This is a genomic window from Nocardia sp. NPDC101769, from assembly GCF_044766925.1.
Lineage (GTDB): Bacteria > Actinomycetota > Actinomycetes > Mycobacteriales > Mycobacteriaceae > Nocardia.
In genome coordinates this window covers 285,987-301,780 of record NZ_JBIWMX010000006.1, presented here as the reverse complement: position 1 = coordinate 301,780, position 15,794 = coordinate 285,987, and the positions used below count along the sequence as shown (strand labels likewise).

The 15,794-nt window shown below is 68.7% G+C and carries 15 protein-coding genes and 2 pseudogenes; 7 read left to right on the top strand and 10 right to left on the bottom strand.

The window, feature by feature from the left end:
- Window positions 1-786: 786 nt before the first annotated feature.
- The 4 genes from ACIRRA_RS13745 (at window position 787) to ACIRRA_RS13730 (ending at window position 5,018) form a co-directional block, all read left to right on the top strand.
- A complete protein-coding gene (locus tag ACIRRA_RS13745; RefSeq protein ID WP_402767158.1) occupies window positions 787-1,602 on the top strand; it encodes an SDR family NAD(P)-dependent oxidoreductase in 816 nt (271 codons plus the stop codon).
- Between the two features lie 14 nt (window positions 1,603-1,616).
- On the top strand, window positions 1,617-2,633 hold the full coding sequence (locus tag ACIRRA_RS13740) for a GAF domain-containing protein (RefSeq protein ID WP_402767156.1): 1,017 nt from the start codon (window positions 1,617-1,619) through the stop codon (window positions 2,631-2,633).
- 307 nt (window positions 2,634-2,940) lie between these two features.
- Window positions 2,941-3,876, top strand: a complete 936-nt coding sequence (locus ACIRRA_RS13735; RefSeq protein WP_402767154.1) for a ParB N-terminal domain-containing protein — start codon at window positions 2,941-2,943, stop codon at window positions 3,874-3,876.
- Between the two features lie 140 nt (window positions 3,877-4,016).
- Entirely contained in the window at window positions 4,017-5,018 is a 1,002-nt protein-coding gene (locus tag ACIRRA_RS13730) for a helix-turn-helix domain-containing protein (protein ID WP_402767152.1), read from the top strand.
- Here ACIRRA_RS13730 and ACIRRA_RS13725 read toward each other — a convergent pair whose 3' ends face one another.
- A complete protein-coding gene (locus ACIRRA_RS13725) occupies window positions 5,019-6,515 on the bottom strand; it encodes a cytochrome P450 (RefSeq protein WP_402767150.1) in 1,497 nt (498 codons plus the stop codon). It lies immediately after the preceding gene.
- A gap of 175 nt (window positions 6,516-6,690) precedes the next feature.
- On the opposite strand from ACIRRA_RS13725, the gene ACIRRA_RS13720 reads away from it, so the two are divergent.
- From ACIRRA_RS13720 to ACIRRA_RS13710, 3 genes and pseudogenes are all read left to right on the top strand, one after another.
- A complete protein-coding gene (locus ACIRRA_RS13720; RefSeq protein WP_402767148.1) occupies window positions 6,691-7,281 on the top strand; it encodes a TetR/AcrR family transcriptional regulator in 591 nt (196 codons plus the stop codon).
- 90 nt (window positions 7,282-7,371) lie between these two features.
- Window positions 7,372-7,578: pseudogene (locus ACIRRA_RS13715) on the top strand (alcohol dehydrogenase catalytic domain-containing protein); the annotation flags it as partial.
- Between the two features lie 46 nt (window positions 7,579-7,624).
- Complete coding sequence (locus tag ACIRRA_RS13710; protein WP_402767146.1) at window positions 7,625-8,350, top strand: zinc-binding dehydrogenase; 726 nt, start codon at window positions 7,625-7,627, stop codon at window positions 8,348-8,350.
- Here the strand turns inward: ACIRRA_RS13710 and ACIRRA_RS13705 are convergent.
- From ACIRRA_RS13705 to ACIRRA_RS13665, 9 genes and pseudogenes are all read right to left on the bottom strand, one after another.
- Window positions 8,348-8,467, bottom strand: a pseudogene (locus ACIRRA_RS13705) (aldehyde dehydrogenase family protein); the annotation flags it as partial. The gene ACIRRA_RS13710 and the pseudogene ACIRRA_RS13705 overlap by 3 nt on opposite strands.
- Entirely contained in the window at window positions 8,463-9,806 is a 1,344-nt protein-coding gene (gabT, locus tag ACIRRA_RS13700) for a 4-aminobutyrate--2-oxoglutarate transaminase (RefSeq protein WP_402767144.1), read from the bottom strand. The pseudogene ACIRRA_RS13705 and the gene gabT, both read right to left, overlap by 5 nt.
- A gap of 241 nt (window positions 9,807-10,047) precedes the next feature.
- Window positions 10,048-10,311 carry a GlsB/YeaQ/YmgE family stress response membrane protein gene (locus ACIRRA_RS13695; protein WP_357003536.1) on the bottom strand — a complete coding sequence of 88 codons (264 nt, stop codon included), beginning with the start codon at window positions 10,309-10,311 and terminating at the stop codon, window positions 10,048-10,050.
- A gap of 212 nt (window positions 10,312-10,523) precedes the next feature.
- On the bottom strand, window positions 10,524-11,711 hold the full coding sequence (locus ACIRRA_RS13690; protein ID WP_402767142.1) for a cytochrome P450: 1,188 nt from the start codon (window positions 11,709-11,711) through the stop codon (window positions 10,524-10,526).
- Window positions 11,712-11,746: 35 nt separating this feature from the next.
- Window positions 11,747-13,009 carry a cytochrome P450 gene (locus tag ACIRRA_RS13685; protein WP_357003540.1) on the bottom strand — a complete coding sequence of 421 codons (1,263 nt, stop codon included), beginning with the start codon at window positions 13,007-13,009 and terminating at the stop codon, window positions 11,747-11,749.
- Complete coding sequence (locus ACIRRA_RS13680) at window positions 13,006-13,551, bottom strand: GTP-binding protein (RefSeq protein ID WP_402767184.1); 546 nt, start codon at window positions 13,549-13,551, stop codon at window positions 13,006-13,008. The genes ACIRRA_RS13685 and ACIRRA_RS13680 overlap by 4 nt, the downstream gene beginning before the upstream one ends.
- A 76-nt stretch (window positions 13,552-13,627) precedes the next feature.
- A complete protein-coding gene (locus tag ACIRRA_RS13675) occupies window positions 13,628-13,981 on the bottom strand; it encodes a DUF742 domain-containing protein (protein ID WP_357003542.1) in 354 nt (117 codons plus the stop codon).
- Window positions 13,978-14,391: a roadblock/LC7 domain-containing protein gene (locus tag ACIRRA_RS13670; protein ID WP_357003544.1), complete on the bottom strand. Its 414-nt coding sequence runs from the start codon at window positions 14,389-14,391 to the stop codon at window positions 13,978-13,980. Before ACIRRA_RS13670 ends, ACIRRA_RS13675 begins: the two co-directional genes overlap by 4 nt.
- Window positions 14,388-15,752, bottom strand: coding sequence for a sensor histidine kinase (locus ACIRRA_RS13665; RefSeq protein ID WP_402767140.1), 1,365 nt, complete (start codon window positions 15,750-15,752; stop codon window positions 14,388-14,390). Before ACIRRA_RS13665 ends, ACIRRA_RS13670 begins: the two co-directional genes overlap by 4 nt.
- Between the last annotated feature and the right edge of the window lie 42 nt (window positions 15,753-15,794).

The window sequence follows — 15,794 nt, the reverse complement described above, 5'->3', positions numbered from 1 at the left end:
CAATGGCGCCGGTGTCCCGGACCCGGTCCTGCGAGTGCCGAAGCTGCCCACCGGCTCGGCCGGCGGTAGCAGCAGCGGCAGCGCCAAGGGCTGACGACGGTGGCTCGCCCGCTCGAGCGGGCGAGCCACCGGATTTGCCGTGTTCGTGGGGGATACCGGCGGTGGATCGTTGTGTCGACAGGCCGGCCGACGGGCAAGTCCTCCGACGACAGCACCACAAAACAGTGCACGGTCTGCACTGCCGCCGAATTCGATTGGATCGTAACGACGATGGAGCACCGTCTAACCGAGGCGCGGCCATTGCTGGTCCGGCTCCGCACCCGGCGATGTAGGTGACCGAGCGCGCGGTGAGCGTATCTACGACGTGGATGAATCACACGGTCTGGGATCGATTTGGGTCCGCTACTTCGCCGGACGGCTCACGGTGCTGCCGGAACGGATCAAGTGGATCGAGGCAATTCGCCAGCAGTGCGCATCGCCGAACTCGTCGTCCCGTGCGTACCCAGCTCGGCGATCCCGACCCGCAGCCGACCGAGCCGCTGCGCTCGACCCGACAGGCCGCCGCCGCGCGGTCGCAGGCTGAAGCCCTAATTCCCTGGGACGACTATCGCTGCGCCGTCTCCGCGCGCTCACTCACTCATCGAAATCACCGAGCTCGACATGTCCCTGTCCACCAAAGACCTCACCGACCGCGTCGTCGACTTGTGGACACGCGGCGCGGTGATCGGATGGATTGGCGCGGAACATGTCTCGCGGGATGCCAGGAGTCTGTGCAGACTCACGGGTATGGATCGTAGTTTCTATGCGGGTCGGGTTGCTGTGGTTACCGGGGCGGGGGCCGGGATCGGGCGGGAGCTGGCGGTGCGGCTGGGGCGGGAGGGGGCGTCGGTGGTGCTGTTGGACATGAACGAAGCGGCGCTGGGGGAGACGGCGGGGATGGTCAGGGGTGGGGATGGGGAGGTGGTGGGGCTGGTGGCTGATGTCGCTGATCCGGAGCGGATGGGGGAGGTCGCGGCCGAGGTGGTCGGGCGGCTCGGGGGTGTGGATGTGTTGATCAACAATGCGGGGAAGCTCTTCTATGGTGGGGTGACCGAGTCCGAGCCGGGCGACTTCGAGGCGGTGATGCGGGCGAATTTCGGTGCGACCGTGGTGAGTACGAAAGCCTTTCTGCCGTATGTGGTGAAGTCGCCCGACGGGCGGATCGCGAATCTCTCGTCTGCGTACGGGTTGATCGGGCTCGGTGGGGCCGCTCCCTACACGGCGGCCAAGTTCGCGATTCGAGGCTTCACCGAATCGCTGCGGTCGGAATTGCGTGGGCAGCCGAATGTTGCTGTCAGCTGTGTGTTTCCGGGTGGCGTGAAGACCGGGATCGCCTGGTCGGCGTTGGCGGCGGCGGGGGTGGATGCGGAGCGGGCGGCGCAGCGGTTCGACCGGTATGTGGCCCGCACCGATCCCGGCGTTGCGGCGCAGGTGATTCTGCGTGGTGTCGCGCGGGGGAAGAGTCGTGTACTGATAGGACCCGACGCGATCCTTGCCGAAGTCGCCGCCAGGGTGGCGGGTGGGCAGTACGAGAAGCTGATTCGGCTCGTGGTCAGGGGATAAGAGGGGAAGACACAATGTCCGGTACGCGATGGCTGCTGATAGAGACGTTCGGCGGCGGGGAGCCGACCGTCATCGGACTGGGCAGTGCGCCAAGGAAGTTCGTGCCGCTTACGCAGATCTTCCGGCAGCGTGAGACGCTGGCGACGATCCGCGGGGCAGTGGCGGCTACCGCGGAAGCGCTGGCGCCGGTGGAGGTCGTGAGCGACGGCGGCCGCCGGCGAACGGTGACGGCGCCGCTGCTGATCACCCCGGAGCGTATGCACGCCGTGCTGGTGTGGTCGGGGCCGGCGCAGGAGACGGTGCCACCGCGAGATCCGGTGGGGGCGTGGTACTTCAATCTGTCCACCTCGAAGTCGACGCGCTCGGATGATCTGCTGGATCTCTACGGGGTCGCGCCGGAGAATCGGGCGCGCGAGCACGCCATCGCGGGCGTGTTCGCTCGCGTCATCACCAATAGCGACGAGTCCGACGCCCTGGCCAAGGTGGTCCGGTCCGCGCCGGGCACCGAGCATCAGGCGGTGTGGACCGTCCGCCGCGACGACGGCGCTCTGCGGGCGGCGCACTTCTCGTGCCGGATCATCGAAGAGACCGATGCCGCCGGGAATTCCGAGGTGTTCATGCGCGGGGTCACCCATGACATCGGTGATGCCACCGACGTCAGCGCCGCACCGCCGCCGGTGATCCTCGAGCACCGGGTGCTCGACGCGGCCGCCGCGGAGGGCGATTTCCGGGCCATTGTCGACCTGCGCACCCTGCGGCTGCTGCGCTGGATGGGTCCGGCCATGCCGGGTATCGCGTGGCAGTCGCTGGCCGGCGAACCGGAGCCGGCGATCCACCCGGACGACATCGAGACGGCGAAGACCATGAGCCGCAACCTCGCTCACTCCCGTACCTCCGGGCGGCTGCGGCTCCGGACGCTCGACGGGGCCTGGAAATCGGTGCGGGCCCGGGCCGTGCTGATGGCGCTGGACCAGCACACGACGGCCGCACTGGTCACCGTCCGGGATCCGGATATGCCGGACGTGGACTAGGTCACCCAACCGCCAGCAAACAGACCGGCGGCAATGTTTGTTGTGTATGTAACACCATCCGAATCGGTCCCGCGCTGCAGCTCCAGGTCAGCGTGTTTCGCCAGTAAATACGCAGGCAGGCACGTGATTTGCTCAATTGATCACACCGTGTACGCGTCGATACACTGCCGCGTACACGCACCCGCGTGAGCGGGAATCTTGCCGGTGATCCCTGTGATGCCGCTTGTCGCGTCGTAGGAAGGCCCTGCCCGGGAACACTCTGGAGTGCTCCGGGAATCGGGGCTGCTCGGCGTTGGGAGGCAGCGCAGTGCTCGGACCGACATACGCGTGGTGGGTGCACCCGCGCGGCCGCATCTGGCAGTGGATCATCACCCGGGCGGTCCGGGTGGGCGAGAGCTGTGCGCGGTCGCGCCTGGACGTGAATTTCCCTCTGTTGGAGCCTAATCCCACGGACATCGTGCGAATTCCGCTGGATCGCTTGCGCATCGACACCACAATCAGGCAATCCGGTGAGAACTCCCGGCATGTCACGGCGCTGTCCGAGGTCGCCGCGGCCCTGCCGCCGATCGTCGTGCACCGATCGCGCATGACGGTCATCGACGGCGCCCATCGCGTGCGCGCGGCAATGTGCAGCGGGTCCCAGTGGATCGACGCGGTCTACTTCGACGGTGACGACGGGCAGGCCCTGCTGCTCGCGGTCCGGCTGAACAGCAGGCACGGGCTGCCCCTGTCCGCAGCCGACCGCAAAGCCGCTGCCGAACAGGCGCTCTCGTTCTATCCCGACTGGTCCGACCGCAAGCTGGCCGAGGTGATCGGCCTGCCCGAACGGACCATCGCCGCCGTCCGGAAGCGGTCGGCGGCGCGCCCCGGCCGCCACCTCACCCGGCGCGCGCTCGCGGCTCCCGCGCCGCAGCCGCGCCGGTGTCACCCCGAGCGAATCCGCGACGAGCATCCCCAGGCCGGGCCGGATACCCCCGCAACAGACCTGTCGTATCCCGCTGGCGCACTGTGGAATCTGCGCTCGGACCCGGCGCTCGCCCGCACCGAATCCGGCAGGCAACTACTACGCCTGTTCGATGCGCTGCCCGCGGACCCCGTGGCCTGGGCCGACCTGGCCGATGATCTCCCGCCGTACTGCGCCGCCCTGGTCGCCGAGCTGGCCTCCCAGCAGGCTCGGCACTGGGCCGCACTGGCCCGATCCGCAAGCCGGACCGCCGCGGCCGAGAAGACCACTGCCGCATGACAGCTCGATCCGGCCGCGTTCGATCGGGCCGGTGACGGCAGCACGGTCGGTGCCGCGTACGGGTGTCGATGCCGTCGAAGGCGTTGGCTTGCTTCGTACCTGCCTTTGTGGGGGCGTGAAAGACTGGGTGGGTACTGATCGTGGTGTCGGATGAGTTCGGAGTGGTCGGGTTGTCGGGGGTTCGGCGGATCGAGGTCCGGGGCGGGGACGGGGAGTACGCGGGCCGGGTGTTCGAACAGTGGGAGGCGGGGCTCAGTGAGGCCTATGTGCCGCTTGCGGTTTCGCCGCGCAGTTCGGGGCAGTTCACGGGGTGGATCGTGCACGGAACCTACGGCGATGTGGAGTTGTCGCAACTGGGGGCCACCCGGCAGCGGGTGGATCGCACTCGGACTCTGATCGCCCGCACCGATGACGAGTTCCTGCACACCAGCATTCAGCTCACCGGACGCGGCCTGCTGCATCAGGACGGCCGGGTCGCCGCGGTCGGGCCGGGGGAGATGGTCTTCTACGACAGCACGCGGCCGTATCACTGGGAGTTCGAGGGGGATTGGGAGATGGCGGCGGTGCAGGTGCCGCTGAGCCGGTTGCGGCAGCGGGCCGGGATCACCCCGGGCGAGATCCCGACCGCGACGGCCGTGGCGCGGCGCAGCCCGGCCGGCGTGGTCACCGGCTTTCTCCGCGAACTGACCGAATTGCAGAACACCGCACCCGAACAGGCCGCCGTCCTGGCCGGTTCGGCGCTGGACCTGCTGGCCTCGGCCATCTCCCTGACCATCGGGCGGACGGTCACGGGGGAGCCGGCGGAGACGCTGAGCCGGAGACAGGTCACGGAATTCGTACGACGGCACTGCCGCGATCCGCGCCTCACGATCGACGGCATCGCGGCCGGTTGCGGGGTCTCACGCCGGACCCTGTACCGCGTCCTCGAGCAATTCGAGGAGGGCCCGGCGACGCTACTGCGCCGGATGCGGATCGAATACTCCTGCGGATTGCTCACTGCCCGACCGGATCTCCCCGTCACCGCCGTCGCCCACAACTCCGGCTTCGCGACGGTACGGCAGTTCTACCGTGCCTTCCGCATCGAGCTGGGCATGACCCCGGCCACCTACCGGGCCACCGGGCGCGCTGCCCGCACCCGCTGATCAGTCCCGTGTCACCGCCCGCATGAGCAGCGGCTTGTCCGGCGCGCCGATGAACGAAAGCTGCGGCCGGATGGGCTCGTTGGTGGCGATCCGCAGATCCAGCTGCTGGGCGATGGTGGCAATCGACAACACCACCTCCATGGTCGCGAAGTTCTGCGCGATGCAGATCCGCTTGCCCGCACCGAACGCCAGCGACGCCTCCCGATGCGGTCGGGTCATGTTCTCCGGCAGATAGCGCGTCGGATCGAACTCGCCCGCCCGATCCCAGACCCGCGGGTTGCCGTGCACCCCGTGCATGCTGATCATGATGGTGGTGCCGGGTTTGATGCGGTAGCCCGCCAGCACATCCTCGCCCAGCGCCACCTTGCTGAAGGCCATGATCGGCGGGTACAGGCGCATCGTCTCCAGAAAGACGGCCTTGGTCCACACCAGCTTGTCCACGTCGGCGGCGGTGGGGGTGCGCCCGCCGAGCACGGTGTCGAGCTCCTCGTGGAGGCGCTGCCGGGCCTCGGGATGGTCGGCGAGCAGCTTCCACACCCAGGTCAGCGCGGTGGCCGAGGTTTCCATGCCCGCCCCGATGAATGTCATGAGCTCGTCCCGGATTTCGAGATCGGTGTAGCTGTGCCCGGTCTCGGGATCGGTCGCCGCCATGAGCAGGCCGAGCAGATTGTCCTTGCGGGTGATGCGGCCCATGCGGTGGGCGGAAATGATTCCGGCCACGGCGTTCTCGATGCCGCGCAGCTCGAACATGATGTGCGGGGCCACCATCCAGGAGGCGGCGCGAACGGCCCGGATCGGAATCCTCGAGCCCGCCTGCTTCTCGGGTTTCTCGGTGCGGCGCACCAGCCACATGGACAGCGGCCGCAGCGTCCGGCTCACATTGGTGACCACGCCCACGCCGAAGAATTTGAGCAGCCGCTTGAGTTTGATCTTCGAGATGGGCCCGTCCAGGTCGGTGCCGAACATGGTGCGCGCCACGATATCCAGCATGAGGCGGGTCATCTCCACGCCCACGTCGACCGGCGCCCCGGCCTCCCGCAGCCGCCGGGTCGTCTCCTGGGCCGCCTCGACCATGGGCACATCGAACTGGTCGATGGCGCTGCGCGCGAAGATCGGCTGCACCAGGCGCTTGTTGCGGTAGTAGAGGCGGTCGTCGCGCTGGGTCACCAGACCCTGGCCGAAAACCACGGCGAGCATGTCGAATTCGGCACCGCGCACATAGTTCTGGTGATTGGCGATCAGTACGTGCCGGACCAGTTCCGGACTGCGCACGACGACGTATTTCGCCATCGGCAAGCGGGCGATCAGCACATCGTCCTGACCCGGCAGTTCGGCCGCCAGATACTCCATGATGGTCCGTTCCCGGATCCGCCCGGGCAGTCCCAGCGCCAGCCGCCAGGACTGCCCCCAGGTGACCGGCGTGTTGTGCCAGCGCATGGGCGCGGGCTGCCACCGCGGCGGGTGGAGTTCGGTGCTTCCTGTGGCCGGTGCTGTCATGGGGACCATCCCGTGCGATCGAAAGTCGTTCGCCCCGTGGGGCTTACGCTCGAATGCTACTGGGGAGTATGCGGTTTGCGCAGGCGTTGTGGGGTAACCGCGTCCGCCGGGCGCAACGGGTTCGGTCACAGCTTCGCCCTTGATTCTTGAATAATCATTCAAGTACCGTGGACGTATGGCCCGCACTCGCGAATTCGAACCCGACGACGTGGTGGATGCCGCCATGCGCCGCTTCTGGGAGCGCGGCTATCGGGCTACCTCAGTGGAGGACCTGGTCAAGGCGACCGGCGTGAAACCCGGCAGCCTGTACAGCGCCTTCCCGGGCGGCAAGCACGCGCTGTTCCTGGCCTCGCTACGGCGCTACTCGGACCTGATCGTGCCCCAGAAATTGGGCGAACTCGATGATCCGAACGCGTCGCTGGCGCAAGTGCGCGGCTACTTCGACGGCCTGGTGGCCGACTTGCTCTCTTCGGAGGGGCGGATGGGCTGCCTGCTGGTGAACACCGCCATCGAGAACGCCGCCACCGATGACGCGGCCGCTGCCGTGGTGCGCGGGCATCTGGCGCGGCTGGAGGATCGGATGCGGGACGCGTTGCGGAATGCCGTGCGTCGCAAGGAGGTTCGATCGAACGTCGATCCGGTCGCCGTTGCGAAGGGCTTGGTGGCCACGTCGCAGGGGCTGATGGTGGTCGGCAAGGCGAATCCCGACGAGCTGGTGTTGCGCGCGATTGTCGACAATGCCTTCGCCGGGTTGTCGCCCGGTTAGGCGCAGCGAAAACCGTTGCAGGGCCGTCCTTGTGGACGGCCCCTCTTTCTCGCCAATATTTGAACACTCACTCAAGAATGAGGGTATGTCATGAAAGCGATCACCATTTCGCACTACGGTGCGCCCGAGGTGCTCACCGTGACCGAACTGCCCGATCCGATACCGGCCGCAGGTGAAATCCTGGTCGAGGTCAAGGCTTTCGGGCTCAACCATGCGGAAACCTACATGCGGTCGGGGCAGTGGGGCGATGTCGCCCAGGTGACCGGTATCGAAGCCGCCGGCGTCGTCGCCGCTGACCCTTCGGGCAAGCTGGCCCCTGGGACCCCGGCCGTGGCGATCATGGGTGGCATGGGCCGCACCCGCGATTGGCTCCTACGCCGAGCTGGTCACCGTGCCCGCGGACAATGTCGTTGCGGTCGACACCGCTTTGGAATGGACCGATCTCGCGGCCGTCCCGGAGGTCTACGCCACCGCGTGGACCACCCTGCACGACAATCTCGCCGTCACGGACGGCGAGACGGTGCTGGTGCGCGGCGCGACCTCGGCGCTGGGACAGGCGGCGGTGAACATCGCCGTCGACCTCGGGGCCACGGTCATCGCCACCACCCGATCGCAGGCGAATGCGGCGATGCTCGAAAAGATCGGTGCGGCAATGGTCCTCACCGAGGACGGCAACCTGTCGGAGCGCGTGCGCGCGGCCGGAATCGTCGTCGACGCCCTGCTGGACCTGGTCGGCAACGCCGTCCTGCGTGATTCGGTCGCGACCGTGCGACCGCGCGGGCGCGTCTGCCAGGCCGGGTTCCTCGGTGGCCTGGCGCCCGTGCCGGAGTTCAACCCGATCGCCGACCTGCCCAGCGGAGTCCAGCTGTCCTTCTTCGGCAGTTTCGTCTTCGGGACGCCCGGATTCCCGCTCTCGGCGGTCCCGCTCGCGGACCTCGTCGCCAAGGCCGAAGCCGGTGTGTACCACGCGAAACCGGTGCGCACCTTCACCTTCGACGAGATCGTGCGGGCGCACGAGGTGATGGAGTCCGGGACCGCCGGCGGCAAGATGACGGTTGCCGTCGGCTAGTCCGGACTGCTTCACGCCGCCGAACGGCGCGGCCACATCGGAGATGACGCCCCGGTTCACGCCCACTGTCCCGGATGCCAGCGCCTCGGACACCCGCAGCGCGCTGTCCGGGTCAGCGGGTCAGATCCCGCACCGTCTCGGACAACACCTCGAGACCCTCGGCGAGCAGGTCGTTGCCGATCACCAGCGGGGGCAGCAGCCGGATGACGTTTCCGTAGGTGCCGCAGGTGAGCAGCACCACGCCGCGCGAGAATGCCTCGGCAACAATGGCTTTGGTGAGATCGGGATCGGGGGTGTCGGTGCCCGGTCGGACCAGCTCGACGGCGATCATCGCACCCCGGCCCCGTACGTCACCGATCACGCCGGTCGCGGCGGCCAGCTCGCGCAGCCGCGGCCCGGCGGCCGCCTCGATGGCCCGCGCCCGGGCCGGCAGATCCAGCGACCGCATCACCCCGATGCTGGCCAGAGCCGCCGCGCACGCCACCGGATTGCCGCCGTAGGTGCCGCCCAGCCCGCCCGGATGCACCGCGTCGAGCAGCTCGGCCCGGCCGGTGACGGCCGACAACGGCATGCCGCCCGCAATGCCCTTGGCCATGGTGACGATGTCCGGCTCGATGCCCTCGTGCTCGCTCGCGAACCACGCTCCGGTGCGCGCGAATCCGGTCTGCACCTCGTCGGCGATGAACACCACCCCGTGCTCGCGAGCCCAGTTCGCCAGCGTGGCAAGGAATCCCGGGGCGGGCACGATGAATCCGCCCTCGCCCTGGATCGGCTCGATGACGATCGCTGCCAGCGAATCGGCCCCGATCTGCACCTCGACCCGCGAAATCGCTCGCCGCGCCGCCTGTTCCCCGGTAAGCCCCGGCTCGTCGCGGTACGGGTAGGACATGGGCATGCGGTGGATGTCCGGTGCGAACGGGCCGAAATGCGCCTTGTACGGCATGGATTTCGCGGTCAGCGCCATGGTCAGATTGGTGCGGCCGTGATACGCGTGATCGAACGCGACCACCGCCGGCCGGCCGGTCGCCAGCCGCGCCACCTTGACCGCGTTCTCCACCGCCTCCGCGCCCGAGTTGAACAGCACCGTCCGCTTGTCGAAGGCGCCGGGCGTGAGCGCGGCCAGTTCCTCGGCCACGCGGATGTAGTCCTCGTAGGGAGTCACCATGAAGCAGGTGTGGGTGAACCGCGCCGCCTGCTCGGCGACCGCGGCCGCGACCTCCGGATGGGACGCGCCGACGGTGGTGACCGCGATGCCCGAGCCCAGATCGATCAGCGAATTCCCGTCCACATCGACAATGACCCCGCCGTCGGCGTCGGCCGCGTACACCGGCACCGACGATCCGACCCCGGCCGCCACGGCCGCCGTCCGGCGCGCGGTGAGCGTCCGTGAACGCGGGCCCGGTAGCTCCGTGACGAGATCGCGACGCTGTGGCAGGCGGTAGTCGATCGAGGGCATGCGGAATTCTCCCGGTCGAGGGTCGGTGACACCTGTCATCAGTCTGCGCCACCGCATCCCCGATCACCCGTGCCGAATTGGGCAACACGCCGGACCGGAATCGCCAATTTGTACACTCGGCCGATGTCCGTGGCGGCGGGATTGTGCGGACCCCTCATCACGCGCAAGGCTGTCGGCACGCGAGGGGCGGGGCCGCGAATCAGCGGCCCCGCCCCTCGGTCGTATTCGGTTGTGCGGCAGGTCAGACGCGGGCTCTGATCCACTTGTAGACGACCAGCACCACGATGGCGCCGACGATGGCGCCGAGGAAGGTGTGCTGGACCGGGGGGTGGACGCTGAACTTGTGGGGGGCGAAGACCAGACTGCCCAGAGTGCCGCCGACGTAACCGCCGATGATGCCGAGGACGGCGGTCCAGATGATGCCGAAATCCTCCTTGCCCGGAACCAGAAGGCGGGCGATCGCGCCCGCGATGAGGCCGATGATGATCATCGTGATGATGCCCATGGCACGCTCCTTGCCTCGAGGTGGCGCATTCGAAGGTAGCAGGGCCGACGCCCGAAATGAGCGTGTCGCAAAACACCAGCGTGCGCGTTTCGCTCACGGGGCCGTCTTCAGGAGGTGGACCGAATCCGGCATGCTCCCGTGACCCGCCCGGGCCGCGACCACCGGGTCGTGATCGTGCGGTCCGGGCAGCCGTCCGCGCGCCGAATCCCGGCTCAGCTCAAACGGATCGGCAGGGCGGCGATGTCGTTCTGGGTCATGACGGGCAGGTTGACGATCTCCTCGACCGGGGTGGCCAGCCGCAGATCAGGGAAACGGTCGAACAGGGCGGGCAGCGCGATAGCCGCTTCGAGACGGGCCAGCGCCGCGCCCGGGCAGATGTGCGGGCCGTATCCGAAGGAGATATTGCGGTGCGCGCTCGGCCGGGTGATGTCGAAATCGTCTGCGTCCTCGCCGAAGACCGCGGTGTCACGGCCGATGGCACGGTAGGACATGACCACGCCCTCACCCTGCTCGATCACGGTGCCGCCGACGGTGATGTCCTCGGTGGCGAAACGCATGAGCAGATGGGTGACCGGGCCGTCCCAGCGCAGCGTCTCCTCGATGACCTGCTTCCACTCCACCTCCTCCGAGCGCACCCGGGCCAGCTGTTCGGGCCGGGTCAGCAAGGCGCGCACCGCATTCAGGATCAGGCTCACAGTGGTCTCGTGGCCGGCGGCGACCAGTGCCTTCAGATTGCCGACCACCTCCTCCTCGGTGAGCGGCTCGCCGCCCTCGTCGGCCAGGATGAGCGCGCTGGTGAGATCGTCGCCGGGTTCGGCGGTCTTGCGGCGGACCATCTCGGTGAAGTAGACGTCCATGTCCTCGATGATCTGCAGGCGCTCGTCCTGCGGGGTGACCATGGAGAAGAACTTCTTGTACCAGTCCAGCAGCATCGGGTGGTCCGCGCGCGGCACCCCCATGAGCTCGGAGATCACCCGCATGGGCAGCGGATAGGCGACGACCTGCTTGAGATCCACCACCGCGCCGTCCCGGCCGGCCTCGTCCAGATCGTCGAGCAGCTCCTTGGTGAGCCGTTCGATGGTGGGGCGCAAGGCTTCCAGACGGCGCGGGGTCAGCGCCTGGGTGGTCTTGATGCGCAGGCGGCGGTGCTCCGGGCCGTCCACGGTGAACATGGAGCGGCCGGCGTCGATCATGCCGATCAGCGGCCACTGCCGGGTGACGACGCCGTCCCGCCAGAGCTTCCAGGCATTGATGTCCTTGACCAGCCTGGTGTCGGTGAGCAATTGGCGGGCGATGGTGTGGTCGGTGATCGTCCAGGCGGGGGCGCCGAGCAGATCGATCCGGGTGATCGCCCCGGCGGCGCGCAGCCGGGTGGTCTCGCCGGACAGATCACCCACCATCGGGTCTATCGAAATCGCATGCGGGCAGGGGGAACTCACTGGAAACCTCCGAGAGCACGAACAGGAGTGAAAACAACAGGAAGGGAAGTCATTCCGCGCAGGAACGGCGACGGCCGCCGCACCAGGTTCTGCGCGGGCACCGCCAGATCGATGTCCGGGAGCCGGTCCAGCAGCACCTCGATTCCGGTGCGCGCCACCACCTCCGCGATCTGCTGCGCCGGGAACGGGCAGCGGTACTCGCCGTGGCTGAACGCGAAGTGCGCATTGTTGCCGGTGTGGGTGGCGGCATCGCCGACCGCCTGGCGCACATGCGGATCGGTGTTCGCGGCGGCCAGCCCGAGCAGCAGCAGGTCACCCGCGCGAATCGTCCGGTCCGCCAGGCGCGTATCGCGCGCGGCCCAGCGGCCGGCCAGGATCGAGGTGGGGGAGTCCTCCCACAGCACCTCGTTCATCGCCTGATCCACACTGCGCCGCCCACCGCCGAGCGCGGCCGCGAACCGGTCGTCGGTGAGCATCAGACGTACCGAATTGACCAGCCAGTCCGCGGTCGGCAGGTGTCCCGCGGCCGTCACGGCCATCAGGTCGTTGACGTACTCCTCGTCGGTGAACGGCGCCGGGAAGGCCAGCATGCGCGAGACGAGATCATCGCCCGGCGCGGTCTTCTTCACCGCCAGCAGATGCTGGATGTACTGCATGAACTGCAGGTGCGCCGCCTGCGCGTCCGCGCCGCCGTCGGCCATCACCTTCATGGCCCGCGCCAGCCCGGGACCCTCCGCGTCGGGAATGCCCAGCAGCCAGGCCAGGACGAGCACGGGCAGTGGTTCGGCGAACTCGCCCACCAGATCGGCCTGGCCGCGACCGCAGAAGGAGTCGATCAGCCGATCGGCCAAACCCTCACAGACCCGGCGCAATTCGAACGGATCCACGGATTCCAGCGCGGGCTCGACCATGGCCAGGTGCCGCCGATGCTCCGCGCCCGCCGTGAAATAGATCGACGGCATGGGCGAGCCGACCATGGGCAGCAGCGGCCAGTCGGGCGGGATATTCGGCCACTGATTCCACAGGCTGACATCGCGGGGGAACAGCTCGGGAGAACTGGTGACCTGGTGCATCTCCCGATATCCCAGCACCAGCCACGCCGGAATCCCGCCGGGCAACTCGACCGCGGCCACCGGCCCGTGGTCGCGGCGCATCTCCCGGTACAGCGAGTGCGGATCGGTGTGGAAGCGGGGGCCGCTCAACGGCACCACGCCGGGCTCGTGGGGCACGGGGCAGGAACCCGGCGCGGGCGAGGTCATGCGGGATTCCTCCAAAGCGCGGTCTCCGGGTGATAGAGGTATTCGACCAGGGCGATCAGGACGGTCTTGCAGGAGTCGCGGTCGCGCGCGTCGCAGTCGAGCAGCGGGATGTGCGGGTCCAGATCCAGCGCCTCGCGCACCGCGGGCAGGGCCGGTCCGGGTCCGAAGTTGTTGCACGCCACGATGAACGGGGTGCGCTGGTGCTCGAGCCGGTCGATGGCGTACCATGAGTCGGCGATCCGCCGCTGATCCACCAGCACGATGGCGCCCAGCGCGCCCGCGAACAGGCGGTCCCACAGGAACCAGAAGCGTTCCTGGCCGGGCGCGCCGAACAGGTACAGCACGTGCTCGGTGTCGATGGTGATGCGGCCGAAGTCGAAAGCCACCGTGGTGGTGGTCTTTCCGGGCACACCCGCGGGATCATCGACGCCCTGGCCGGCCTGGGTCATGGTGGCCTCGGTGTCCAGCGGGCGGATCTCGCTGATCGAGCGGACCATCGTGGTCTTGCCGACGCCGAAGCCGCCCACGATCACGATCTTCAGGCCCTGCCGGGCATCGGCGTGCAGCGGGGCGTCGGCGCGGGCCGGACGCGGGTCTTCGGTGCCGGCGCACCGGATGTCAGAGCTTACGGAGTCCAACGAGCACCTTTTCCAGCATGTCGGTATCGGGCAGCGAATTCCATTGCCGCGCGGCGTGATCCGGGTGCCGTACCGTGATCTTGCCCGCGTGCAGCAGGTCCGACAGCAGGATGACGGTGATGCCGACCGGCAGCCGCAGCTCGGCCGCGATCTCCACCACCGCGGTCGGCGCGCGGCACATGTCGAGGATGGCGGCATGCTCGGACTGCATGCCGCGCACCGGATCGCATTCACTGACCACCAGGGTCACCAGATCGAACGCGTCCGAATCCGGTTGGCTGCGACCGCCGGTCAGCGTGTACAGCCGATCCGGATCCTCGTCTGGCCTGGTCACGACACGCTCGCCCCCGGTACCCGCGGGGCGGCGGCCAGATGCTCGCCGAGCTGCTCGACCAGCTCCCGCATCGTGTGGCCGACCAGCCCGGCGTCGGCGTCCTCCGCGGCCACCACCGCGATGTGCGCTCCCACCCCGGCCTCCACGATGAACAGGATCCCCCCGTAGAACTCGGTCATCGACTGGCGCACCCCGCCCCGCCCGTCCCCGAACTCCACCGAGGCCCCGTGTGAAAGACTCTGGATCCCAGCGGCGATCGCAGCGAGTTGATCCGCGCTGTCGTTCTCCAACCCGGCTGTATGACAGATCTTCAACCCATCGCCCGACAGCAGTAGCGCATGCCGCGCCCGCGGCGTACGCGCCAGCAGCTGCTCGAGCAGCCAACCCAGATGTGCGGCGGAGGGTGTCATCGATCGGTCTCCGAAGGGGTCGTAGGGGCGGAGAATGAGTTCGTCGTGAAGGCGCGTTGGAAGGCGGCCATGGCCGAGGGCGCGGACGGCGCACGTGGTGCCTCGGATTGCGCCGGGCCGGATAGGCCGTCCGGATGGACGGCGGCCAGGGTGCTGCCGCGGCGGCGCTTGGGGAGGCCGCTGGAAGTCGCTGTGTGCTGGTCGATTTCGGTCTGGGTCGGGAGCAGGTCCCGGGTGGTGGAGGTGAAGGCGGGCCTCGGCGGCGGGGCCGTTTCGGGCGCGGTGGCGACATCCCTCGCCGGGGTGTCGGGGTGCGGGCGGGTGGTGACCGGGGTGAGGCGGCCGAAGATGCCGGATTGGCGTTCCAGACGGGCGGTGAGTTCGCGGGGGATGACGACCACCACGGCGGTGCCGCCGATGGCGGAGGGGCGGTAGCTGACGGTGAGGTCGTGTTTGCGGGCCAGGTGGCCGACCACGGCCAGGCCGAGGCGGGTGCCGGAGAGAGCGGAGAGGTCGGAGCCGGCACGGGGGCCGGAGACGGCGGATTCCGCTCGCCGGAGGGCGGATTCGCTCATGACGAGGCCGGAGTCCTCGATGGTGATGACCACACCGGCGGGGACCTCGGCGGCGTAGACGTGGACCTCGGTGGTGGGCGGGGAGAAGTTGCAGGCGTTGTCGAGCAACTCGGCCAGGGCGTGCATGACGCCCTCGGCGGCGTGGCCCACGATGGCGATCTCGGTGATCGCACGCAGGCGCACGCGTTGGTAGCCCGCGACCCGGCCCATGGCGCCGCGCAGGATCGATTCCATGGCAATGGGTTTCGCCCACCGGCGGCCCGAGCGCGCACCGCTGAGCACCGCGATGTTGTCGGCCAGTCGGCCCGCCTGCGCGGTGCGGTGGTCCAGTTCCAGCAGGTCGGCCAGCACCTTCGGGTCGGCGTGCCGGTGTTCCATCTCGCGCAGCTCCGCCAGCATGCTGGTGCTCATGGCCTGCATGCGCCCCGCCGCGCCGGCGAACGCGGCCATGGCGGCGGCGCGGCGACTCTCGCTCTCCTTTGCGGCGCGGGCCTCTGCCGCGACCTCTTCGCGCATGCCGTGAATCCTGGCCTCGGACTCGGTGATTCGCGCCTGAGCGGCGGAAATGGTCGCGGCCACATGGGCATCGGCCTGCATGGAGTGGGCCAGTGCCTGCTGCCGTACCGCCTGCACCCGGCCTCGGTAGTAGGCGGCGGCCGTCACGGCGGCGGTCAGCAACAGTGCAGCCACGCTCGCGCCGATGGCCAGCGGCACCCGGAAATCAATGGGAGAGTAGAAGACCGCGACCGCAACCGCGCCCGCGCCGAGCGCCAGGGTTCCGGTCAATGTGGACAGGGGCGGTCGCTGTCGCAGGACGGGTTGCTGCCC